Source organism: Micromonospora sp. GCM10011541, from assembly GCF_042650725.1.
In the GTDB taxonomy this organism is placed as follows: Bacteria; Actinomycetota; Actinomycetes; order Mycobacteriales; family Micromonosporaceae; genus Micromonospora; species Micromonospora sicca.
In genome coordinates, this window is the sequence record NZ_JBHSBP010000002.1 from 110002 (window position 1) to 131638 (window position 21637).

The window sequence follows — 21637 nt, forward strand, 5'->3', positions numbered from 1 at the left end:
GTGTGCCGCGGTGACGGGAAGGAAGGAATGGGCCGGCGCTGAGAGGTCAGCGGCCGGAACACTCGTAGTCGACCGTCGCCGGGCTCTGCCCGAACATGTAGGACTGGACGGCGTGGGGGTCCACGACGGCATCCACGATCCGGACCGGCTCCTCGGTCACCACGCCGTCGACGATCCGGAAGGAGCGGATCTCCTCGGTGTCGGGCTCGCGGGTCGAGACGAGCAGGTAGTGCGCCCCCGGCTCACCGGCGAAGGAGACGTCCGTGCGGGACGGATAGGCCTCGGTCGCGGTGTGCGAGTGGTAGATGACGACCGGCTCCTCGTCGCGGTCGTCCATCTCCCGCCACACCCGCAGCTGCTCCATCGAGTCGAACTCGTAGAACGTCATGGACCGGGCGGAATTCTCCATCGGGATGTGCCGGGTCGGGGTGTCGCTGCCGACGGGACCGGCGACCACGCCGCACGCCTCGTCCGGGTGGTCGCGGCGCGCGTGGGCGACGATCGCGTCGACGATCGACCGGTCGATGCTCAGCACGCCGACCAGCCTAACGCCTGTCGCTCACACCCGGCGAGGTGGCGGCCGTCACGACTCAGTCGATCAGGGCGTTGAGCAGGGATTCCTGCAAGTAGCCCAGATACGCGTAGACCGACAGCTGGAACACCCGGGAGGAGGTGGGGTCCTCGGCGATCGCGTCGTCGAGCTCCTCGCCCAGGTCCGTGCCGTCCTTGATCTCCAGGCGGACGCCCATCGCCAGCCGGGCGTCGTTGAGCGCGCGCAGCCACGCCTCGGCCGCCTCGGCGTCCAGGCGCACCTCGCCGCCGGCCTCACCGGAGGAGTCGGGCAGGGCGGCGAGGATGGCGCCGGCCTGGTCGATCTTGGCGGTCTTCAGGTCGCCCTCGGTGTACCGGCGGAACTCGGCCGTGCTCGCCGAGTCGTCGGGATAGACCTCGGGGAAGAGCCGGCCCACCACCGGGTCGCTGTGGTCGAAGCCGTCGGTGAGCAGGCCGACCACCTCGGAGGCGACCTTCCGCAGCACCCGGACCTCGTCCAGGGCCAGGTCGGCGACGTACCGGTCGCCCTGACGACGGAACATGCTCACGACCGGTCCACCGTTGCCCACAGCCCGTACGCGTGCAGCTGCGACGCGTCGTGCTCCATCCGTTCCCGAGCGCCGCTGGACACGACGGCCCGGCCCTTGTGGTGCACGTCCAGCATGAGCTGCTCGGCCTTCTCCCGGCTGTACCCGAAGAGCTTCTGGAAGACCCAGGTCACGTACGTCATCAGATTGACCGGGTCGTCCCACACGATCGTCACCCATGGCCGGTCTGAGACCGGCACCTCGTCGGTGTCCGGCGTCTCGACCGGTGCAACCTGTGGAGCCGCCATACCCCCCATCGTGCCACCGGATTCGGGGAAGCGATGAACCGGAACGCCGCGCCGGCCCGGATCACCCTCCTGGGCGGGCGGAGGCGGGTCGGCGCAGCCGACCTCAGGCGAGCAGGATGCCGTGGTCGACAGCATCGGTGAGCACCGCGCCCAACGAGAGACGGATCACCTCGAAGCGACGGGACACCTCGCTGGAGAGCTCCAGCTCCACCTCGCGCAGCGCCCGCTGCGCCCAGGATCGCGCACCGTTCGGGTCGTCGTTGCCGGGCCCGCGCCAGTGCTGCCAGCAGCCCCCGGACAGGGCCACCCCCACCGGCGGCAGGACCTCGACGCGTTCCGCACCGGGAAAGCCGGCCAGCGCGTCGATCGCGCCCGCGCCGCTCAACCCCGCCACCCCGGCGGTGCTGGTGACCAGGAGGACCCGGTCCAACTCCCGACCGGCCGGGTGGTCGGCGAGGCCCCAGCGCACGGCATTGGCGATCCGGCGACGCACCCCCGCGGCGAGGGGCGCGCCGAAGACCCGGGCCGCCGCCTCGTCGAGGATGGCCCGGGCGGCCTGGTCGCACTGGGCGGTGGCGAGCAGCGACAGGGCCTCCATCTCCCGGTCGAGCAGCTGCGGCAGGCCGGCGGGGCCGACCCCGAAGACGATCTCCTGCACCACCCGGAGGTGGATGTTGGCCAACTCCAGGGCCAGGTGCTGGCGGATCCGCTGGGCACAGGAGCGGATTTGCCGGTCCAACCGGTCGCCGAGGTCGCCCGGGTCGAGGCCGGGCACCACGCTCACCCGGCCGTGCTCGCCCGGCAGCACGGGCGGCTGCGCGCTGGCCCGGCGCAGCCCCTCGTCCGCGGCCCAGCCGACCAGCGCCCGGCGCAGCGCCGCGTGGTCGGCCTGGCCGGCCGGGTACCAGCGGGCCCCGGCGAGGCTCGGCACGGCGGCCAGCAGGGCGGCCCGGTGCGCCGCGAGGGAGACCTCGACCGGGTCGACCGGTCGCCGGCCCGACCCGCCGGTGCGGGCGACCGGCGGGACGGACGCCCCCGCGTCCTCCGTCGTCGTCGCGCCGTCCGACAGCGTGGCCCAGCCGGCCGTCCCCGGGGTGACCGCGAAGAAGACCGTGACGCCGGCGTGGGCCACCTCGGCCAGCAGGTGCAGCTCGGCGGCGGTGAAGGCCTGGTCCGCGGAGATCACGAAGAGCAGCGCGCCGGCCCGGCCGACCGCGTCCAGCAGCACCCGTCCCCCGGCGACGCCGAGCGACCCGGTGTCCGGCGTGTCGAGCACGGCGAAGTGCCGCAGCAGCGGGTCGGGGACGCTCAGCTCCACCCGGCGCGGCGGGCGGGCCAGCGCCGGACCGGCGGCCAGCGGGTCCGCGCCGTACGAGTGCGGCTGCCGGTAGCCCGGCACGTACGCCGCGCGGGTCGGCACCCGAGCGTGGTTGACCAGCAGGCAGCTGCCGGCGGGCACCGCGAGCATCCCCGGTTCGAGCCCGAGCAGGGCGGCCAGCACCTGCCGGCGGCCCGCGCCGGCCGGACCGGCGGCCACCACGGCCAGCGGCTCGTCCGGGCCCGGGCTGGTCACCCCGACCCGGGTGGGCAGCGGGGCGCACCGCGGCGGCTCGGCCGACCCACCCGGATCGGGCACGTCGACCGCGCGGAGAGGACCCGGCTTCATCAAGCGGCCTCCCGGTCAGGCGACCGGGTTGCGGTCCGGTCGCGTGCGAAGAATCCGGGTGGTGGCACCCGGATGCCGGAAGAGTACGGGCCCGGCCCGCCTTCGGCCGAACACTTCGAATACTCACCGGTAATCAACAGATTACTCAACTTCGCTGAGTGACGCTGTACACGCGGAGGGAGAACCGTCGATATGCTGCTGCGATGAGTCGGTGGGACTTCGTGGGCCGCACGGATGAGCTCAACCGTCTGCTGTCGGCGGTCGGCAGCCCGGAGGGGCGTGGACTGCTCTTCAGCGGCAGCGCGGGGGTCGGCAAGAGCCGGCTGCTGCGCGAGGGCGTCGCGGCCCTGCCCACCGACCGGTACGCCATCTGGTCGGTCTCGGCCAGCGCCACCACCGCCGCGCTGCCCTTCGGCGGGCTGGTCCAGGTGCTCCCGGCCGACCAGCCCCAGGGCCTCTCCCCCGCCGGCATCCTGCGCTGGGCCGTGGACGTGCTGCAGGGACAGGCGGCCGGGCGACGCATCGTGCTCGCGATCGACGACGTGCACCTGCTCGACCCGCCCTCGGCGGCGCTGGTGCACCTGATCTCCCGGGCCGAGAACGCCACCGTGCTCGGGACGCTGCGCAACGGCGAGCAGATCCCGCTGCCGATCCGCGCCCTCTGGACCGACGACCTGGTCGACCTGGTCGAGCTGGGCCCGCTGAACCCCGTCGAGACCACCGGGCTGCTCGCCGCGATCCTCGGCGGGCCGGTCGACGCCGGGTCGGCCGAGCGGCTGTACCGGCTCACCGCGGGCAACGCGCTGCTGCTGCGCGAGCTGGTGCTGGCCGCCACCGGTGGCGGCGAGCTGACCCGCACGTACGGGATCTGGAAGTGGACCGGCCGGCTGGAGCTGGCGCCGAGCCTGACCGACCTGATCGACACCCGGATCGGCCAGCTCACCCCCGGCGTCCGGTCGGTGGTCGAGCTGGTCGCGTTCGGTGAGCCGCTCGGCCTGCAACTGCTGGAGCGGGCGGTGGAGCCGACCGACGTGGAGACCGCCGAGGAACGCGGCCTGATCAGCCTGGTGCTCGACGACCGGCGGCTGAACGTGCGGCTCGCCCACCCGCTCTACGGCGAGGTGATGCGCCGGCAGTGCCCGGTGAGCCGGACCCGCCGGCTCCAGGCGACCCTGGCCGACCTGCTGGAACAGGTCGGCAAACGGCGACGCGACGACCTGCTCCGGGTGGCGGTGTGGCGACTGGACTCGGGCACCGCGCAGGACCCGGCCCTGCTGCTCGACGCGGCGGCCCAGGCCTTCGGCCGGTACGACGTGCCGTTGGCGACCCGGCTGGCCCGGGCGGCCCTGGAGGCCGACGGCGGGTTCGACGCCGCCGAACTGCTCGCCACCATCCTGATGTTCGCCGACCGGCCGGACGAGGCGATCGAGGTGCTCGACTCGGTCTCCGCGGACGTCCGCTCCGACCGGCGGCGCAGCCGCTGGCTGACCGTGCGCGGCATGGTCAGCTACTGGGGGCTGAGCCGGGAGTCCACGGTGGAGGAGATCGCCGCCCGGAGCGGGGAGCTGACCGACCTGGCCGACCTGGCCCGGGTCCGCGCCTTCGAGGCCATCATGCGGCTGCACCGGCTGGACACCGCCGTCGCCCTGCGGCTGGCCCGGGCCGTGCTGGACCGCCCGGCCGCCTCGGTGGCCGCCCGGGAGCTGGCCCGGTGCACCATCGCCCACCTCCAGGCCGCCCAGGGCCGGTTCCGGCGCAGCGCGACCGCGATCGCCCGGGTGCAGGCCGAGGCGGCGCGCTGGCGGGGCGACATGCCCTACCTCCAGCTCGCCATGGAGCTGGCCCGGGGCACCCGGCTCGCGCTCTCCGGTGACCTGGCCGGCATCGACGCGATCGTGGCCGACGAGTTCGCCGACCTCGCGGGCGCCGGCGACTTCCGGCTGGGCACCGGCTACCTGGCCATCCTCCAGGCGTACGCGGCGCGGCTGCGCGGGCAGAGCGACGAGGCGTTGAAGACCAGCCTCGGCGCCTGCGCCGTGCTCGCGACCAGCCGGGTGTACGCCGGGCTGGCGCACGCCGAACGCGCCCAGGCGGCGGCGCTGCGCGGCGACGCGGCGCACGCCGCAGAGGCGATGGCCGAGGCGGACCGCACCCAGGCCCCCGGGATGGCGGTGCTCTACCCCTGGCTGGAGCAGGCCCGTGGGGCGGTGCTCGCCGCCAGCGGCGACCTGCCCGGCGCGACGAAGCACCTCGGCCAGCTCGCCGACCGGCTCCGCGCGGACGGGCTCACCGGTCACGAGGTGCTGGTCCTGCTCGACCTGGTCCGGCTGGACCAGACCGCCGCCCAGGTCGGCCCGACCTGTACCGACGGCGGCCGGCGTACGGTGGCGCAACGCCTGGCCGAGCTCTCCGAGCAGGTCGACGGCGTGCTGCCGCCGCTGCTCGCCCGGTACGCCCGCGCCGCCATGGCGGACTCCACCACCGACCTGCTCGCCGTCGCCGACGGCCTGGCCCGGCTCGGGCTGACCGTCTATGCCGCCGAGGCGGTGGCGATGGCGCTGCACCGGCTGCGGCAGAGCCGCTCCGCCAGCATCGGGCCGGCCCGGGAGCGGCTCGCCACCCTGCTGGGCAGCTGCGACCGGATCTCGACCCCGGCGCTGCAGCGGCTCCGGCCGACGTTGAGCGACCGCGAGTGGGAGGTGGCTCGCCTCGCCGCCGACGGGGTGACCAGCCGGGCCATCGCGGAGCGGCTCTACCTGTCCAGCCGGACGGTGGAGAACCACCTCCAGCGCGTCTACAGCAAGCTGGGCGTGGCCGGGCGCGCCGAGCTGAAGGCCGTCCTCCGGTCGATGCCGGGCCACGACGGCGGCGATTCCGCCTGAACTCTAGGCTGGACCGGTGAGCACCCTTCGCCCCGCGCTGCTGACCGACCACTACGAGCTGACCATGGTCAGCGCCGCCCTGCGGGACGGGACAGCCGACCGCCGCTGCGTCTTCGAGGTGTTCAGCCGGCGGCTGCCGGCGGGCCGCCGCTACGGCGTGGTCGCCGGCACCGGACGGCTGGTCGACATGATCCGCGACTTCCGGTTCGACGCCGACGAGGTCGACTTCCTGCGCCGCACCGGCGTGGTGGACGACCGGGCCGCCGACTGGCTGGCCGACTACCGCTTCACCGGCGACGTCGACGGGTACGCCGAGGGCGAGCTCTTCTTCCCCAACTCCCCGATCCTCACCGTCTCCGGCGGCTTCGCCGAGTGCGTGGTGCTGGAGACGCTGGTGCTGTCGGTGCTCAACCACGACTGCGCGGTCGCCGCGGCGGCCGCCCGGATGGTCACCGCCGCCCGGGGTCGGGCGTTGATCGAGATGGGGTCCCGCCGGGCGCACGAGGAGGCGGCGGTGGCCGCGGCCCGGGCGGCGTACCTGGCCGGTTTCCGGTTCACCTCGAACCTGGCCGCCGGCCAGCGGTACGGCATCCCCACCGCCGGCACCGCCGCGCACGCGTTCACCCTGCTGCACGACGACGAGAAGGCGGCGTTCGCCTCGCAGGTCGCCACGCTGGGCAAGGACACCACGCTGCTGGTCGACACGTACGACATCAGCCAGGGCATCCGCAACGCGATCGAGGTGGCCGGGCCGGAGCTGCGGGCCGTCCGGATCGACTCCGGCGACCTGGCGGTGATCGCCCAGCAGTCCCGGGAACTGCTCGACTCGCTCGGCGCCACCGAAACCAAGATCATCGTCTCGGGCGACCTCGACGAGTACTCGATCGCCTCGCTCGCCGCCGAGCCGGTCGACATGTACGGCGCCGGCACCGCCGTGGTGACCGGCTCCGGCGCGCCCACCGCCGGCCTGGTCTACAAACTGGTCGAGGTGGACGGGCGACCGGTGGTCAAGCGCTCCGAGCACAAGGCCACCATCGGCGGCCGGAAGGTGGCGGTACGCCGGCACAAGCCGACCGGCACCGCCACCGAGGAGATCATCGTGCCGCAGGGCGTACCGGACCGGCACCCGAACGACCGGCTCCTCCAGCGCTCGTTCGTGGTCGACGGCGAGCCGGTGGCGCTGCCGACGCTGGACGAGTCGCGGGAGCACCTGCGGGAGTGCCTGATCTCCATCCCGTGGGAGGGCCTGAAGCTTTCCGGCGGCGACCCGGCCGTCCCGGTGACCGTCGTACCCGCGACCTGACGAAGGAGTGTTCCGGTGAGCAACGCGCTGATCATCGTGGACGTGCAGAACGACTTCTGCGAGGGTGGCTCCCTCGCGGTGGCCGGCGGGGCCGGCGTGGCAGCCGGCATCTCCCGGCTGCTCGCCGCCGAGCCGGACCGGTGGGACCACGTGGTCGCCACCAAGGACTACCACGTCGACCCCGGGGCGCACTTCGGTGACCCACCGGACTACGTCGACTCCTGGCCACGGCACTGCGTGGTCGGCACCGCCGGCTCCGAGTTCCACCCCGACCTGGAGACCGGGCGGGTGGAGGCGATCTTCCACAAGGGCGAGCACGCGGCCGCGTACTCGGGCTTCGAGGGGCACGCGGACGACGGTGAGTGCCTGGCGGACTGGCTGCGGGCGCGGGGGGTGGACCGGGTCGACCTGGTCGGCATCGCCACCGACCACTGCGTCCGGGCCACCGCGTTGGACGCGGCCCGGGAGGGCTTCGGGACCACCGTGCTGCTGGACCTCACCGCCGCGGTCGCGCCGGTGACCCTCGACATCGCGCTGCGGGCGATGGACGGCGCCGGGGTCACCATGCTCGGGAAGCCTGTGATCAGGGCCGCTTGACCAGGTAATCGCTTGCGACTGTCGTACCCGGCGTCGAGGATGGCGCCGGAGGTACGGACCGTCGTGAACTTGAAGCCTTACCGGCAGGCACTCGCCCTGCCCGGTCTCCGGTCGCTGCTGCTGGTGTCGGTGCTGGCGCGCATCCCGCTCACCGCGACCGGGGTGACGCTCACCTTCTACGTCGTGCTCGACCTCGGCCGGGGATACGGCGCGGCCGGCCTGGTCGGCGCCGCGTCGACCGTCGGCGCCGCGCTGGGCTCGCCGCTGCTCGGCCGGCTGGTGGACCGGCGCGGCCTGCGACCGGTGCTCGCCCTGACCACCGTCGCCGAGGCGGTCTTCTGGGCCAGCGCCCCCACGCTGTCCTACCCGGTGCTGCTGCCGGCCGCGTTCCTGGCCGGGCTGCTCGCCCTGCCGGTCTTCTCGGTGGTCCGCCAGTCGGTGGCCGCGCTGGTCCCGGCCGAGCACCGCCGCCCGGCGTACGCGCTGGACTCGATGTCGGTCGAGCTGTCGTTCATGGTCGGCCCGGCGCTGGCCGTGGCGCTGGCCACCGCCATCTCCCCGCGCACCACCCTCTGGGCGGTCGGCGCCGGGATCGTCGCCTCCGGCGTCGCGTTCTGGCTGTTGAACCCGCCCACCCGCAGCGCCGACGAGCCGGCGGGCCCGCACCGGAAGGTGTCCCGCCGCGAATGGCTCACGCCCCGGCTGCTCGCCGTGCTGGCGGTGAGCCTCGCCGCCACCCTGGTGCTCGGCGGCACCGACGTCGCGGTGGTCGCCGTGCTGCGGGCCAGCGGCGAGGTCGGCTGGACCGGCGTGGTGCTGGCCATGTGGGCGGTCGCGTCGCTGGTCGGCGGCTTCGCGTACGGGGCGGTCAGCCGATCGTTCTCGCCGCTGGCGCTGATGGCCGCGCTCAGCCTCTGCACCATCCCGGTCGGGCTGGGCGGTTCGCACTGGTGGCTGCTCTGCCTGGCACTCGTCCCGGCCGGGGCGCTCTGCGCCCCGACCATCGCCGCCACCTCCGACGCGGTGAGCCGGCTCGCCCCCGCCGGCGTACGCGGCGAGGCGATGGGCCTGCACGGCTCCGCGGTCACCGTCGGCATCGCGGTCGGCGCCCCGCTCGCCGGCGCGGTGATCGACGCCTCGGCGCCCCTCTGGGGCTTCGCGGTCACCGGCGCCATCGGCGCGCTGGTCGCCCTCGTCGTGCTCCCCGTCGAGCTGCGCCACCGCCGGGAGACCCTCGGCGAGGCCGCCCCCGCCGAGCTGGCCGCCGCCACCACCTGACCCACCGTCCGTTCCCGCGGTCGCCGGTCCGGCCCCTCACCCCTGCCCGCCGACGACCCCGGGACCGGCCACTCCCGCCCACCGCCGCGACGCCCGGCGGCTGATCGCACGACTTCCGGGAAGTGGCGGCTTCGAACCGCCCGGAAGCCCCAACTTCCCGGAAGTTGCGGTCGGCCACGGACGCCCGCCCATGCCCGGTCACCCGCCCGCCCCGGCCGCCACCCGCCCGCCACGCCCGGCCAGCCCGCTAGGCCCAGCCCGCCCGGCCAGCCCGGCCCGCCCGCCAGGCCCAGCCCGCCCGGGCTGACCTGCCCGGCCCGGCGGTCACGCCGTGATGTCCACTCGGGCCGTCCCGCTCCAGCCCGCCCGTTCGGCGCCGGGCTGCCCGAGAAGCGATATGCCTGAGAGTCGTAAATATGCCTGGCAGTGATATCGCTCGTGAACGTTGCCGCATCCGCGGGCGCTACGGTGTTTGGTCGCTCCCGTAGAGCGCCCACCGGTCGTCGGGACATCCGCTGCACCCGCCCACCGATCGCCTTAAACACCCGCTGCACCGCGCGCTGCCACCATGGCTGGTCGGCGTCGCCGCTGGGCGCACCCGGAGCTGGGGCGGCGACCGCTGCGACCCGCGGAGCCCATGCCGGGAGCGACCGCCGAGCCGCCCTCAACCTAGGTCGGGAGCCGGGTTGACCGGCGAGCCGGGAGCCGGGAGCCGGGACCGAGACTCCGGGACCCGGCGCGGAAACGGCGACGGGCGCCGTACCCCTCTGATCAGGGGTGCGGCGCCCGAGGCGCGGTGTTCAGCGGGTCAGCGCTGGTCGAGGTTGCCGGCGGTGTCCTCCTGGTAGCTGGCGCCACCGTTGGACTCGCTGGTCAGCGGCTTGGCGCCACCCTCCGGCGGGCCGGCGATGCTCTGGCCGGCGGCCAGCTCCGGGAACTTGGCGTCGAACGCGGGGCGCTCGGAGCGGATCCGCGGCATCCGGTCGAAGTTGCGCAGCGGCGGCGGCGAGCTGGTGGCCCACTCGAGCGAGTTGCCGTGGCCCCACGGATCGTCGACCTCGACCACCGGGCCGGTCTTGTACGACTTCCAGCAGTTCCAGATGAACGGCAGGGTCGAGATACCGGTGATGAACGCGCCGATCGTGGAGATCGTGTTCAGCGTGGTGAAGCCGTCGCCGGGCAGGTAGTCGGCGTACCGACGCGGCATGCCCTCGGCGCCGAGCCAGTGCTGAATCAGGAACGTGGTGTGGAAGCCGATCATGGTCAGCCAGAAGTGCACCTTGCCGAGCCGCTCGTCGAGCATCCGGCCGAACATCTTCGGAAACCAGAAGTAGATGCCGGCGAAGACCGCGAACACGATGGTCCCGAAGAGCACGTAGTGGAAGTGCGCCACCACGAAGTACGAGTCGTGCAGGTGGAAGTCGAGCGGCGGGCTGGCGAGCAGCACACCGGTCAGACCACCGAAGAGGAAGGTCACCAGGAAGCCGACCGCCCAGAGCATCGGCGTCTCGAAGGTGATCTGCCCCCGCCACATGGTGCCGATCCAGTTGAAGAACTTCATGCCGGTCGGCACGGCGATCAGGTAGCTCAGGAAGCTGAAGAACGGCAGCAGCACCTGGCCGGTGGCGAACATGTGGTGCGCCCAGACGCTCATCGACAGGGCGGCGATCGAGATGGTGGCGGCGACCAGACCCTTGTAGCCGAAGATCGGCTTCCGGGAGAAGACCGGGATGATCTCGGTGATGATGCCGAAGAACGGCAGCGCCACGATGTAGACCTCGGGGTGCCCGAAGAACCAGAACAGGTGCTGCCACAGCATCGGGCCGCCGGTGGCGGGGTCGTACACGTGGGCACCGACCAGGCGGTCCGCGGCGAGCGCGAAGAGCGCGGCGGCGAGCAGCGGGAAGACCAGGATCGCCAGCAGGCTGGTGACCAGCATGTTCCAGGTGAAGATCGGCATCCGGAACATGGTCATGCCGGGGGCGCGCAGGGTCAGGATCGTGGTGATCAGGTTGACCGCGCCGAGGATGGTGCCCAGACCGGAGATGGCCAGGCCGACCACCCACATGTTCGCGCCGACGCCGGGCGAGTGCTCGACGCTGCTCAGCGGGGTGTACGCCGTCCAGCCGAAGTCGGCCGCGCCACCGGGGCTGATGAAGCCCGCCACGGCCATCGTCCCGCCGAACAGGTAGAGCCAGTAGGCGAAGGCGTTCAGCCGGGGGAACGACACGTCCGGCGCGCCGATCTGCAGCGGCACCACGTAGTTCGCGAAGGCGAACACGATCGGCGTCGCGAAGAACAGCAGCATGATCGTGCCGTGCATGGTGAAGAGCTGGTTGTACTGCTCGGGCGACAGGAACTGCAGGCCCGGCCGCGCCAGCTCGGCGCGCATGATCAGGGCCATCAGGCCACCGATCATGAAGAACGCGAACGCGGTGACCATGTACATGATCCCGATCTGCTTCGCGTCCGTGGTGCGCAGCAGCCGCGCGATTGCCGACCCCTTGACCGGCTCTCGGACCGGCCAGGGCCGGGTCACGACCGGCTTGGGTGCGACGGTGGTCACGAGTGGCCTCCGGTTCTCGGTTGTCCCGCTCGGCGCGCGCTGTGTCTGCGAGCCGTCATCCGCAAGGAGGATAGTCCCCGGCAGGTGGCCTCGCCGCGTGGGGTGGCGGGCTACGATCACCCGCCGCCGCGCCGACGCTCAGAGCGGGTCGACCAGCAACCGGTAGTGCTCCTGGAAGATCCGTCCGCCGCGCCCGCGCAGCAGCGGGTCGCGCAGCGCCGGCGGAACGTCGCGGGTCCGGTTGCGGTCCCGGGTCCGGTCCCGCACCCATCGGGTACGCGGCCGCCGCCGGCTCTCGTACGCCAGCAGCGCGGCTTCGACGCTGCCGGCCGCCTTCAGCGACTCGGCGAGCACGACGGCGTCCTCGAGGGCCATGGCGGCGCCCTGGGAGAGGGTCGGCGCGGTGGCGTGGGCGGCGTCACCGATGAGCAGCACCCGGCCGTGGAACCAGCGACCCAGTTCCACCTCCTCGGTGACGCCGACGTGCACCTGTTCGAGGGCGGACAGCACCTCGGGCACCGGGCCGCCGTAGCCGGCGAAGAGTTCCCGCAGCCGGGCCGGCGGGTCGGCCGGTGGGACGGTGCCGGCCTCGTCGGCGTAGCAGTACAGCCGCCCGGCGCCGATCGGCACCAGCAGGAAGCCGGACCGCTGGCCGAGCAGGGCCGTCCAGTCGGTGATCCGTGGCCCGCCGCGCACCACGCTGCGGTAGACCACCTGCCCGGCGGGCCGGGGCGGGCCGCCGAGGGCGGCGAGGGTGCGGACCGCCGAGCGCGGCCCGTCGGCGCCGATCACCAGTTCGTACTCCCCGGTGGTGCCGTCGGTGAAGCCGACGGCGACCCCGCCGGGCAGCGGTTCGACGGTGCTGATCTCGGCGCCGTGCCGGACGGCGCCGCCGGCGCCGGTGAGCAGCACCCGGTGCAGTTCGGCGCGGGGCAGTGCCCGGCACTCCCCGACCCCGGCCCAGAGGGCGTCGAGGTCGACCTCGCAGAGCGGCGCGCCGGACGCGTCCAGGAAGCGCTGCCGGTGGATCACCTGGCCGAGTGGGCGGACCGGTCCGTCGAGGTCGAGCCGGCGCAGCGCCCGCGCGGCGTTGCCGGGCAGGTAGAGGCCGGTGTCGACCAGCTCGGTGGGGGGCAGTTTCTCGGTGACGTCGGGCCGGAGCCCCGCGAGCCGCAGCGCCCGGGCCACGGCCAGGCCGGCGATGCCCGCGCCGACGACGAGGATGCGCAGGGGGGAGCCACCCATCGTGGTGTACGCCTCCGGAGGGGTTCGGCACGCGTTGGAGGCAAGACACTACTCGCCGCGACTGACGGGGGGTAGGGCCCATCGGCCCTGCCGCGGTCACTCGTCGGCGCGCCGCGACGACACCACCGCCGGGATTTTCACCCCAGCCGGCGACGAGACACGGCAGGTCGGCCAAGGTGTGACCGACCGGACGGCCGTGCCGGGGACGGCCCGAGCCCCGCGCGAGCGGCGGCCCGACCGGGCGGCCCGCCGACTCCCCGGGTCAGCGGCCCAGGGCGTCGATGTCGCGCATCTCCTCGGCGGTCAGTGAGAACCCGAAGATGTCCGCGTTGGCCCGGATCCGGTCCGGGGTGACCGACTTCGGGATCACCACGATCTCGTGGTCGATGTGCCAGCGGAGCACCACCTGCGCCGGGGAGACATTGTGCGCCTGGGCGATCCGCACCAGCACCGGGTGGGACAGGTCGCTGGTCTTGAACGGGCTGTAGCCCTCCAGCACCACTCCCCGGTCCCGGTGGGCGGCATGCGTCTGCCGCTCGTACAGCGAGGGGCTCCAGCGGATCTGGTTGACCGCCGGAATCTCCTCGGTGGCCTGGATCAGCTCGTCGATCTGACTGATGCTGTAGTTGCTCACCCCGACCGTTCGGGTCAGTCCCTCGTCCCGGGCGGCGAGCAGCTCCCGCCAGACCGGGAGGCTGTCGCCCGGCGAGGACGGCGGCCAGTGGATCAGCCACAGGTCGAGGTGGTCGGTGTCGAGGGCGCGCAGGCTTGCTTCGATCGTCTCCCGCTCCCGGCCCACCCGGTCCGGCGGCAGCTTCGTGGTGACGAAGATGTCCTCCCGGCGCAGGTCGCTCTCCTTGATCGCCCGGCCGACCTCCGCCTCGTTGCCGTACATCGTCGCCGTGTCGATGTGGCGGTAGCCGGCGTCGAGGGCGGCGAGCACCGCCTGGTAGCCGGCCTCGCCGGTGGCCTGCCAGGTGCCGAAGCCGAGCAGCGGCATCCGGACGTCGCCGGCGAGCGGGACGGTGGGCTGTTCAGCGCTGGTCATGGCGGCTGTTCTACCCCTGATCACGGCCGGCATGCCGACGACCCGCCGACAGCGGCCCGGCCGACGGGATCGGGACGGTTGTGCAGGGTCGGGTCCGGAACGGCACAACCGCCCACGGGGAGGCGGAGCGGGGATGAATCGCCCCGGTGGCGCGCTGCGAGCGGACCCCGGGTGCCGCAGAATGCGGGGATGGCGGACCGGCTGGAGGAGTACCGGCGGCGGAGGGACGCGAAGCGTACCCCCGAACCGGTGCCGGAGCGGACCCCGCAGCCGGCGCGGGCGGGCCGCGCCAAGGCCCGGTTCGTCATCCAGCAGCACCACGCCCGCCGGCTGCACTGGGACCTGCGGCTGGAGCACGGGGTGCTGGCCTCCTGGGCGGTGCCGCGCGGCCTGCCCCGCGAGCCCGGCCGCAACCACCTGGCCGTGCACACCGAGGACCACCCGATGGAGTACCTCACCTTCCACGGCGAGATCCCGGCCGGTGAGTACGGCGGCGGGCGGATGACCATCCACGACACCGGGACGTACCGGGCGGAGAAGTGGCGCGACGACGAGGTGATGCTCGACGGGAAGCGGACGAAGGGCCGCTACGCGCTCTTCGCCACCGGCGGTCGGGACTGGATGATCCGCCGGACCGATCCCCCGCCGCCGGGCTGGACGAGCATGCCGGAGCTGGTCCGCCCGATGCGCCCGACGAAGGCCCGGCGGCTGCCGAAGGACGAGGAGGCCTGGGGGTACGAGCTGCGCTGGGACGGGGTCCGGGCGATGGCGTACGTCTCCGGCGGCCGGCTGCGGCTGCTGTCGGAGACCGACGAGGAGATCACCGGAACGTACCCGTGGCTGCGGGAGATGGCGGAGGTGCTGGCGCCGACGGAGGCGGTGCTGGACGGTGTGCTGGTCCGGATCGACGCCGCCGGCCGGGTGAAGCCGCCGACCGGCCGGGGCGGCCCGGACGCTCAGTTCCTGGTCTTCGACCTGCTCTGGCTGGAGGGCGTGACCAGCACCGACGTGCCGTACGCGCAGCGCCGGGAGCTGCTCGACGGTCTGGCGCTCACCGGCCCGCACTGGCAGACTCCGCCGTGGTTCCCGGGTGTCGGCGCGGACGCCCTGCGGACCGCCCGTGAACAGGGGCTCCCGGGGGTGGTGGCCAAGCGGCTCGACTCCCCGTACGAGCCGGGTCGGCCCAGCCGACGCTGGCTGAGCATCGACACGAGCTGAGGAGCATCGTGCACCTGACGCACCTGGAGTGCCCGCGCTGCGGTGCGGAGCGCCCGGCGGACAAGTTGCAGAACCTCTGCGACTGCGGCTCCCCGCTGCTGGCCCGCTACGACCTGGCCGCGGTGGCCGCCTCGGTGACCCCGGAACAGTTCGGGCTCCGCCCGGCGGATCTCTGGCGCTACCGGGAGCTGCTGCCGGTGGCCGACGCCCGGTTCGTCACCACGCTCGGCGAGGGCTGGACACCGCTGCTGCGCGCGCCGGCGTACGGCGCGGAGATCGGCATCCCGGACCTGATCGTCAAGGACGAGGGGCTCACCCCGACCGGGTCGTTCAAGGCCCGCGGCGCGGCGGTGGGGGTGAGCCGGGCCCGGGAGCTGGGCGTCGAGCGGATCGCCATGCCCACCAACGGCAACGCCGGAGCGGCCTGGGCGACGTACGCGGCCCGCGCCGGGATGGGCGCGACCATCGCCATGCCGCTCGACGCGCCGACCATCTGCCGCCGCGAGTGCCTGGCCGCCGGGGCCGACCTGCGGCTGGTCGACGGCCTGATCAGCGACGCCGGCCGGTGGGTGGCCCGGCTGGTCGCCGAGTCGGGCGGGCGGATCTTCGACGCCGGCACGCTGCGCGAGCCGTACCGCCTGGAAGGCAAGAAGACCATGGGGTACGAGATCGTCGAGCAGCTCGGCTGGCAGGTGCCCGACGTGATCATCTATCCGACCGGGGGCGGGGTCGGGCTGATCGGCATCCACAAGGCGCTGCACGAGCTGCGCGAGCTGGGCTGGGTGGAGGACAAGCTGCCCCGCCTGGTGGCGGTGCAGTCCACCGGCTGCGCGCCGATCGTCCGGGCGTTCGCCGCCGGGGAGTCGCGGGCGACCCCGTGGGCGGACGCGCACACCGTGGCCTTCGGCATCACCGTGCCGTCGCCGCTGGGCGACGAGCTGATCCTGGACGCGCTGCGGGAGAGCAGCGGGACCGCGATCGCGGTGGACGACGCGGAGATCCTGGCCGACCTGCGGGACTTCGCCGCTCGGGAGGGGCTGCTGCTCTGCCCGGAGGGGGCGGCCTGCCTGTCGGCGGCCCGGCACCTGCGGGCCGGCGGCTGGATCCGGGCCGGCGAGCGGGTGGTGGTGCTGAACACCGGCGCGGGGCTGAAGTACCCGGAGACGGTGGACGTGTCCGGCGTGCCGGTGCTGTGAGAGCGCCCCGCGGACCGCGGGGTCCACGGGGCGCCGACGGTGGGCGCGGGATCCCGCTCGCTCAGTCGGTGGCGGGATCCGATAACCGCCAGGCGGCGGCGACCAGGCCGATGTGGGAAAGCGCCTGCGGCATGTTGCCGAGCTGCGCGCCGGTGGCCAGGTCGATCTGCTCGCTGAGCAGCCCGACGTCGTTGGCGTGGCCGATCACCCGCTCGAAGAGCGCCTCGGCCCGGTCCCGCTCGCCGGCCATCGCCAGGCACTCGACCAGCCAGAACGAGCAAGGCAGGAAGCCCGCCGGGTCGCTGTCCCAGCGGCGGACCAGGCCATCCTCGGTGCCCAGCTCACGCTCGACGACTTCGATGGTGGAGCGCATCCGCGGGTCGCTGGCCGGCAGGAAGTGCACCACCGGCAGGTAGAGTGCCGAGGCGTCCAGCTCGGGCGAGCCGAAGGCACCGGTGAATGCGCCGATGCGCTCGTTCCAGCCCTCGCGCAGGATGCTGGCCCGGATCTCGTCGCGGATGGCCGCCCAGCGGCGCGGGTCTGCCCGATCGCCCAGCCGGGGGGCCAGCTCCACCGCGCGGTTCATCGCCGTCCAGCAGAACACCTTCGACGACAGGTAGTGCCGCTCGGCGCCACGGATCTCCCATGCGCCGTGGTCGGGCAGCTGCCAGGTGCGGGCCACCTGCTCGGTCAGCCCGAGGACCATCTCTCGCAGCTCCTCATCGAAGGTGTCGCCGAGGTAGTGGCGCATCCGCCAGACCGCCGAGATCACCTCGCCGGGCACGTCGAGCTGCCGCTGCCGCCAGGCGTCGTTGCCGAACCGCACGGGTCGGCTGTCCAGGTAGCCGCGCAGGTGCTGCACCTCGTGCTCGGAGATGTCCCGCTCCCCTTCCAGACCGAAGAGCACTGGCACCGGATCCTCGCCCACCCGCCCGATGGAGCGGGTCACCCAGGCGAAGAGGCGGGACGCCTCGTGCGGGCAGGCCGCCACCCAAAAGGCGCGAATGGTCGCTGCGAAGTCGCGCAGCCAGGAGTAGCGGTAGTCGTAGTTGCGGTCACCGCCGATCTCTTCCGGCAACGACGTGGTGAGCGCCGCGGCGACCGCGCCGCTACGGGTGTACGTCAGGCCGGTGAGCACGGTGGCGCTGTGCCGGACCAGGTCCGGGTAGCGGCCGGGGTACGTGTGGATCTCCCGGTACCCCTCCCACGCCTGCACCGTGTCGGCGAGCGTGGTGACCGGGTCGAGCCGGGCCGGCGGGGCCCCGTAGACCGGGGCGTACGCCAGGTCGAAGCCGACCGTCTGGCCGGCAGCGACCTCGAAGGTGTGCGCGACCCGGTCCCCGTCGACGCGCAACGCCTGCCCGTCCCCGCGCAGCACCAGCTGCACCGGTCCGCAGGCGGCCAGCACCCCGCCGTCCGGCTGCTCGTGCAGGTACGGGGTGAGCAGCCCGTACTCCGGTCGGGGCGCGAAGTCGAGGTGCATCCGGACCCGACCGGTCAGCCCCTCGACCACCCGGAGCAGCACCGCCGGGGAGTTCATCCCCAGCTGGTGGCTGCGGGCGCCCAGCTCGGCGGCGAGCGCGTCGGTGACCGCGACGCTCCCCTCGGGGGTGTGGTGGACGGTGCGCAGCACCAGCGTGTCCGGCCGGTACGCCCGCTCCACCCGGCTCGCGGCGAGCGGCGCGATCCGCCAGTGGCCGGCGTCCGGGTCGAGCAGCCGCCCGAAGACCGAGGGGGCGTCGAACCGGTCGGGGCACCACCAGTCGACCGACCCGTCCCGCCCGACCAGGGCCCCGGAGCGGCAGTCGGAGAGGAACCCGTAGTCGGAGATCGCCGGCTGATCCACCCGCCCCGGGTACCCGGACCCGTCGCCTTCAGACCACGCCACTCAGGCGGTCGGCGGCTCGTCCTGGCCGGCCGCCTCCGCCGCGTCGGCCTCCTCCTTGGTCCGGTGCACGGCCTGGTCGGCGTGCTCGGGCGGACCGTAGACGGTGTAGAGGACCAGCGGGTTGGGGCCGGTGTTGACGAAGTTGTGCTTCGTGCCGGCCGGTACGACCACCAGGTCGCCGGAGACGACCTCCTTCTTCTCACCGGCCACGCGGGCCTCGCCGGTGCCGCTGACGAAGGTCAGGATCTGGTCGATGTCCTCGTGGACCTCCTCGCCGATCTCCCCGCCCGGCGGGATCGTCATGATCACCAGCTGGGTGTGCTCCCCGGTCCAGAGCACCCGGCGGAAGTCCGGGCTCTTCTCGGCGACGGTCGCGATCGTGAAATGCTCCATGGCGCCGACATACCCGGTCGGGCCCGCGGTCACGCCGGGACGCGCAGATGGTGGAATTCCCCACTGCTCCGTGGTTTGCATCCCCTCAGGACGGGCATCTGGAATACCAAGACCGGTGCACGGACCGACCGGTCGAGCCAGGTCCCCGCTGTCGTACCGCCGTACGGCTGCGGTGGTGGGAGACGGCCAGAGCGCGGCGACGTTACGACCGAGGTCGAGCGGCGCCGTGCGCTCGGCTGTGCGGCTCGGGATGCCGGTCCGGCCGGTCGGGAGGTCAGCCGTGGGCGGCAGCCACCGGTTTCCCCCCGACGCAGCGCACCTTCAGCTCGTGCTCGCCCTCGGCACCGACGAACTTGACCTCGACGTGCTCGTCCGGCCCCCGGTCGACGTCCTTCACGCCGTAGCCCTGGGCCGGCGACCAGGAGACCAGGCGGGCCCCCGCCGGCCCGCACTCCACCACCACGGTGCCACCCGGAGTGGCGAAACCCCGCCGGGCCCCGGCCCGGGCCGGAGTACGGCTCGGCGTCGGGGCGGCACTGGGCGTCGGGCTCCCGGTCGGGTCGGCGGTCGGCACGACGGGTGCCGGCGCCGGGGACGCGAGCGCGCGCTCGATCTCATGCTGGGCGCGTACCCCGCCCGGGGTCCCGGCGATGCCCTCCCCGACCAGCTGGATCGCGCCCAGCCCGACGAGCGTGGCGGCGACGGTGGTGGCCAGCCACCCGACGGCGGCGAGGATCGGACGACGGCCCATGCAGCGAGTGTCCCCGACGAAAGGTTGAGCCGGGCACCGGGGAACGCTAAGGGCGGGTTAAGGAGCACCGGCCCGGACGCCCACCGGGTCTAACCTGCCAGTTGTGGCCCGGCTGCTGCTCATCGAGGACGACCTGACCATCCGTACCCCGTTGATCCGGGCGCTGCGGGAGCGCGGCCACGCGGTGGCCGCGGCCTCGACCGCGATGACCGGGCTCCGCGACGCCCTCGACGACCGGCCCGACCTCGTCGTGCTCGACCTGGGACTGCCCGATCTGGACGGTCGGGAGCTGCTGCGGATGTTGCGTGCGGTCAGCTCGGTGCCGGTCATCGTGGCCACCGCCCGGGACGACGAGACCGAGATCGTCCGGATGCTCGACGCCGGGGCCGACGACTACCTGGTGAAACCGTTCACCGCGGCGCAGCTGGACGCCCGGGCCCGGGCCGTGCTGCGCCGGTCGGCCGACGACGCCGGGGGCGGGGACCCGACGCTGGTGGTCGGCGGGCTGCGGATCGACCCGCGGTCCCGGCAGGTGAGCCTGGACGCGGTCCCGGTCGAGCTGACCCCGCGCGAGTTCGACCTGCTGCACCACCTGGCCAGCCGGCCGGGGCAGGTGGTCACCAAGCGGGAGCTGCTCACCGAGGTCTGGCGGATCCCGTACGGCGGGGCCGACAAGACCGTCGACGTGCACCTGTCCTGGCTGCGCCGCAAGCTGGGCGAGAGCGCTCAGGAGCCGCGCTACCTGCACACCGTCCGCGGGGTCGGGGTGCGGCTGGAGGCCCCCGGGGCCGACCGGTGAGGAGCCGGCTGGCGCTGCTCGCCGCCGCCGTCAGCGTGCTCGTCCTGACCGCGTTCCTCGTGCCGCTGGCGCTGCTGGTCCGCACCGTCGCCGCGGACCGGGCGACCGTCCGGGCCACCGCCGACGCGCAGAGCCTGGTGCCGGTGGTCGGCACGGCCGACCCGGACACCATCCGGCTCACCGTCGAGCAGCTCACCGCCGACTCGGGGCGGCCGGTCAGCGTGTTCCTGCCCGACGGCACCGTGCTCGGCGCGCCGGTGCCGCGTACGCCCGCGGTGGCCCTCGCCGCCCACGGCCAGAGCCTGACCGCGGAGTCGGACGGCGGCCGCGAGGTGGTCATCGCGGTTCAGGGCCGGCCGGACGGCACGGGGGTGATCCGCACCATGGTTCCCCGGTCGGAACTCACCGCCGGGGTGACCCGGGCCTGGCTGCTGCTGGCACTGCTCGGCGTGCTGCTGGTGCTCGTCGGCCTGGTCGTCGCCGACCGGCTGGCACGCACGCTGGTCCGCCCGATCACCGAGCTGTCCCGGGTCTCCCACCGGCTCGCCAACGCCGAACTCGACGCCCGGGTCGCCCCGGCCGGGCCGGCCGAGCTGCGAGAGGTCGCCGGCGCGCTCAACCACCTGGCCGAACGGATCCAGGTGCTGCTGCGCGAGGAGCGCGAGCAGGTGGCGGATCTGTCACACCGGCTCCGCACCCCGTTGACCGCGCTGCGGTTGGAGGCCGAATCGCTGCGCGACCCGGCCGACGCGGCCCGGCTGACCTCGGCGGTGGACGGCCTCGAGCGGGCGGTCACCGGCCTCATCCGGCAGGCGCGCTGGCGCAGCTCGTACCCGGACGGCACGGCCCGTTGTGATGCCGCGGAGGTGGTCGGCGAGCGCGTGGCGTTCTGGTCGGTGCTCGCCGAGGACACCGGCCGCAGCGTCACCCTCGACCTCGCCGTCGGTCCGTTGCCGGTGGCGGTGGCCATCGACGAGCTGGCCGCGGCGGTGGACGCGTTGCTGGGCAACGTCTTCGCGCACACGCCGGACGGAACGCCGTTCACGGTACGGCTCGGCCGGGACGCGGATCAGGTGGTGCTGACCGTTGCCGACTCCGGGCCGGGGATGCCGCCCGGAGCCGTGCGGCGGGGTGCCAGCCGGGCCGGCTCGACCGGGCTCGGGCTGGACATCGCCGACCGGGCCGCCCGGACCAGTGGCGGCCGGCTGGAGCGGCACACCGGGCCCGAGGGTGGTGCGCTGGTGCTGCTCCGGCTCGGGCCACCGCGGTCTTAACCGGGGCTTCGCCCCCGGGCAGCGCGCCGCTATCCACTCCCGACCGATCCTCGACAGGACAACCGAGGAAAGGTGGCGATGATGCGACGAACTTCCCTGGTCCTGGCCGCGGCCGGCGGTGCCGCCGTGCTGGCGGTCACGGGTGC

Annotated in this window: 18 protein-coding genes; 8 read left to right on the forward strand and 10 right to left on the reverse strand. The window is 73.8% G+C overall.

Annotated elements, in window-relative coordinates; translation table 11 throughout:
• Positions 1–46: 46 nt before the first annotated feature.
• From ACFOYX_RS00710 to ACFOYX_RS00725, 4 genes are all read right to left on the reverse strand, one after another.
• Entirely contained in the window at positions 47–535 is a 489-nt protein-coding gene (locus tag ACFOYX_RS00710; protein WP_109802092.1) for a Mov34/MPN/PAD-1 family protein, read from the reverse strand.
• A gap of 55 nt (positions 536–590) precedes the next feature.
• Positions 591–1094: a DUF2017 domain-containing protein gene (locus tag ACFOYX_RS00715; protein ID WP_322442584.1), complete on the reverse strand. Its 504-nt coding sequence runs from the start codon at positions 1092–1094 to the stop codon at positions 591–593.
• A gap of 2 nt (positions 1095–1096) precedes the next feature.
• Positions 1097–1387 (reverse strand): ATP-dependent Clp protease adapter ClpS, encoded by a 291-nt coding sequence (clpS, locus tag ACFOYX_RS00720; RefSeq protein WP_089010866.1) that lies wholly within the window; start codon positions 1385–1387, stop codon positions 1097–1099.
• 103 nt (positions 1388–1490) lie between these two features.
• On the reverse strand, positions 1491–3053 hold the full coding sequence (locus ACFOYX_RS00725) for a hypothetical protein (protein WP_322442558.1): 1563 nt from the start codon (positions 3051–3053) through the stop codon (positions 1491–1493).
• A gap of 203 nt (positions 3054–3256) precedes the next feature.
• Between ACFOYX_RS00725 and ACFOYX_RS00730 the strand changes: the two genes are divergently transcribed.
• From ACFOYX_RS00730 to ACFOYX_RS00745, 4 genes are read left to right on the forward strand one after another with little or no spacing between them, the layout of a single operon-like run.
• Complete coding sequence (locus ACFOYX_RS00730; protein WP_322442557.1) at positions 3257–5935, forward strand: LuxR C-terminal-related transcriptional regulator; 2679 nt, start codon at positions 3257–3259, stop codon at positions 5933–5935.
• A gap of 16 nt (positions 5936–5951) precedes the next feature.
• Positions 5952–7238 carry a nicotinate phosphoribosyltransferase gene (locus tag ACFOYX_RS00735; RefSeq protein WP_109802095.1) on the forward strand — a complete coding sequence of 429 codons (1287 nt, stop codon included), beginning with the start codon at positions 5952–5954 and terminating at the stop codon, positions 7236–7238.
• A 15-nt stretch (positions 7239–7253) separates the two neighbouring features.
• A complete protein-coding gene (locus ACFOYX_RS00740) occupies positions 7254–7835 on the forward strand; it encodes an isochorismatase family protein (RefSeq protein ID WP_322442556.1) in 582 nt (193 codons plus the stop codon).
• A gap of 39 nt (positions 7836–7874) precedes the next feature.
• Complete coding sequence (locus tag ACFOYX_RS00745; protein ID WP_322442583.1) at positions 7875–9113, forward strand: MFS transporter; 1239 nt, start codon at positions 7875–7877, stop codon at positions 9111–9113.
• An 808-nt stretch (positions 9114–9921) separates the two neighbouring features.
• Here ACFOYX_RS00745 and ctaD read toward each other — a convergent pair.
• From ctaD to ACFOYX_RS00760, 3 genes are all read right to left on the reverse strand, one after another.
• A complete protein-coding gene (gene ctaD / locus ACFOYX_RS00750; RefSeq protein WP_109805705.1) occupies positions 9922–11679 on the reverse strand; it encodes a cytochrome c oxidase subunit I in 1758 nt (585 codons plus the stop codon).
• A gap of 138 nt (positions 11680–11817) precedes the next feature.
• Complete coding sequence (locus tag ACFOYX_RS00755) at positions 11818–12924, reverse strand: FAD-dependent monooxygenase (protein WP_322442555.1); 1107 nt, start codon at positions 12922–12924, stop codon at positions 11818–11820.
• A gap of 262 nt (positions 12925–13186) precedes the next feature.
• Complete coding sequence (locus ACFOYX_RS00760; RefSeq protein ID WP_322442554.1) at positions 13187–13972, reverse strand: aldo/keto reductase; 786 nt, start codon at positions 13970–13972, stop codon at positions 13187–13189.
• A gap of 189 nt (positions 13973–14161) precedes the next feature.
• Between ACFOYX_RS00760 and ACFOYX_RS00765 the strand changes: the two genes are divergently transcribed.
• Positions 14162–15190 (forward strand): DNA polymerase ligase N-terminal domain-containing protein, encoded by a 1029-nt coding sequence (locus tag ACFOYX_RS00765; protein WP_322442553.1) that lies wholly within the window; start codon positions 14162–14164, stop codon positions 15188–15190.
• An 8-nt stretch (positions 15191–15198) separates the two neighbouring features.
• Positions 15199–16386 carry a threonine synthase gene (locus ACFOYX_RS00770; RefSeq protein ID WP_322442552.1) on the forward strand — a complete coding sequence of 396 codons (1188 nt, stop codon included), beginning with the start codon at positions 15199–15201 and terminating at the stop codon, positions 16384–16386.
• 61 nt (positions 16387–16447) lie between these two features.
• On the opposite strand, the gene ACFOYX_RS00775 is transcribed toward ACFOYX_RS00770, so the two are convergent.
• From ACFOYX_RS00775 to ACFOYX_RS00785, 3 genes are all read right to left on the reverse strand, one after another.
• Positions 16448–18232, reverse strand: a complete 1785-nt coding sequence (locus tag ACFOYX_RS00775) for a glycoside hydrolase family 15 protein (protein WP_322442551.1) — start codon at positions 18230–18232, stop codon at positions 16448–16450.
• A gap of 42 nt (positions 18233–18274) precedes the next feature.
• Positions 18275–18667, reverse strand: coding sequence for a cupin domain-containing protein (locus ACFOYX_RS00780; protein ID WP_322442550.1), 393 nt, complete (start codon positions 18665–18667; stop codon positions 18275–18277).
• 274 nt (positions 18668–18941) lie between these two features.
• Entirely contained in the window at positions 18942–19418 is a 477-nt protein-coding gene (locus ACFOYX_RS00785) for a septum formation initiator (RefSeq protein ID WP_322442549.1), read from the reverse strand.
• Between the two features lie 103 nt (positions 19419–19521).
• Between ACFOYX_RS00785 and ACFOYX_RS00790 the strand changes: the two genes are divergently transcribed.
• Both ACFOYX_RS00790 and ACFOYX_RS00795 read left to right on the forward strand, forming a co-directional pair.
• Entirely contained in the window at positions 19522–20217 is a 696-nt protein-coding gene (locus ACFOYX_RS00790; RefSeq protein ID WP_322442548.1) for a response regulator transcription factor, read from the forward strand.
• Complete coding sequence (locus ACFOYX_RS00795) at positions 20214–21491, forward strand: HAMP domain-containing sensor histidine kinase (RefSeq protein ID WP_322442547.1); 1278 nt, start codon at positions 20214–20216, stop codon at positions 21489–21491. The genes ACFOYX_RS00790 and ACFOYX_RS00795 overlap by 4 nt, the downstream gene beginning before the upstream one ends.
• The last annotated feature ends 146 nt before the right edge of the window (positions 21492–21637 follow it).

Coding starts and splice junctions, on each gene's coding strand:
- ACFOYX_RS00760 (WP_322442554.1), bottom strand. CDS start 13,972: ATGACCAGCGCTGAACAGCCCACCGTCCCGCTCGCCGGCGACGTCCGG.
- ACFOYX_RS00765 (WP_322442553.1), top strand. CDS start 14,162: ATGGCGGACCGGCTGGAGGAGTACCGGCGGCGGAGGGACGCGAAGCGT.
- ACFOYX_RS00730 (WP_322442557.1), top strand. CDS start 3,257: ATGAGTCGGTGGGACTTCGTGGGCCGCACGGATGAGCTCAACCGTCTG.
- ACFOYX_RS00755 (WP_322442555.1), bottom strand. CDS start 12,924: ATGGGTGGCTCCCCCCTGCGCATCCTCGTCGTCGGCGCGGGCATCGCC.
- ACFOYX_RS00785 (WP_322442549.1), bottom strand. CDS start 19,418: ATGGGCCGTCGTCCGATCCTCGCCGCCGTCGGGTGGCTGGCCACCACC.
- ACFOYX_RS00725 (WP_322442558.1), bottom strand. CDS start 3,053: ATGAAGCCGGGTCCTCTCCGCGCGGTCGACGTGCCCGATCCGGGTGGG.
- ACFOYX_RS00745 (WP_322442583.1), top strand. CDS start 7,875: ATGGCGCCGGAGGTACGGACCGTCGTGAACTTGAAGCCTTACCGGCAG.
- ACFOYX_RS00715 (WP_322442584.1), bottom strand. CDS start 1,094: ATGTTCCGTCGTCAGGGCGACCGGTACGTCGCCGACCTGGCCCTGGAC.
- ACFOYX_RS00780 (WP_322442550.1), bottom strand. CDS start 18,667: ATGGAGCATTTCACGATCGCGACCGTCGCCGAGAAGAGCCCGGACTTC.
- clpS (WP_089010866.1), bottom strand. CDS start 1,387: ATGGCGGCTCCACAGGTTGCACCGGTCGAGACGCCGGACACCGACGAG.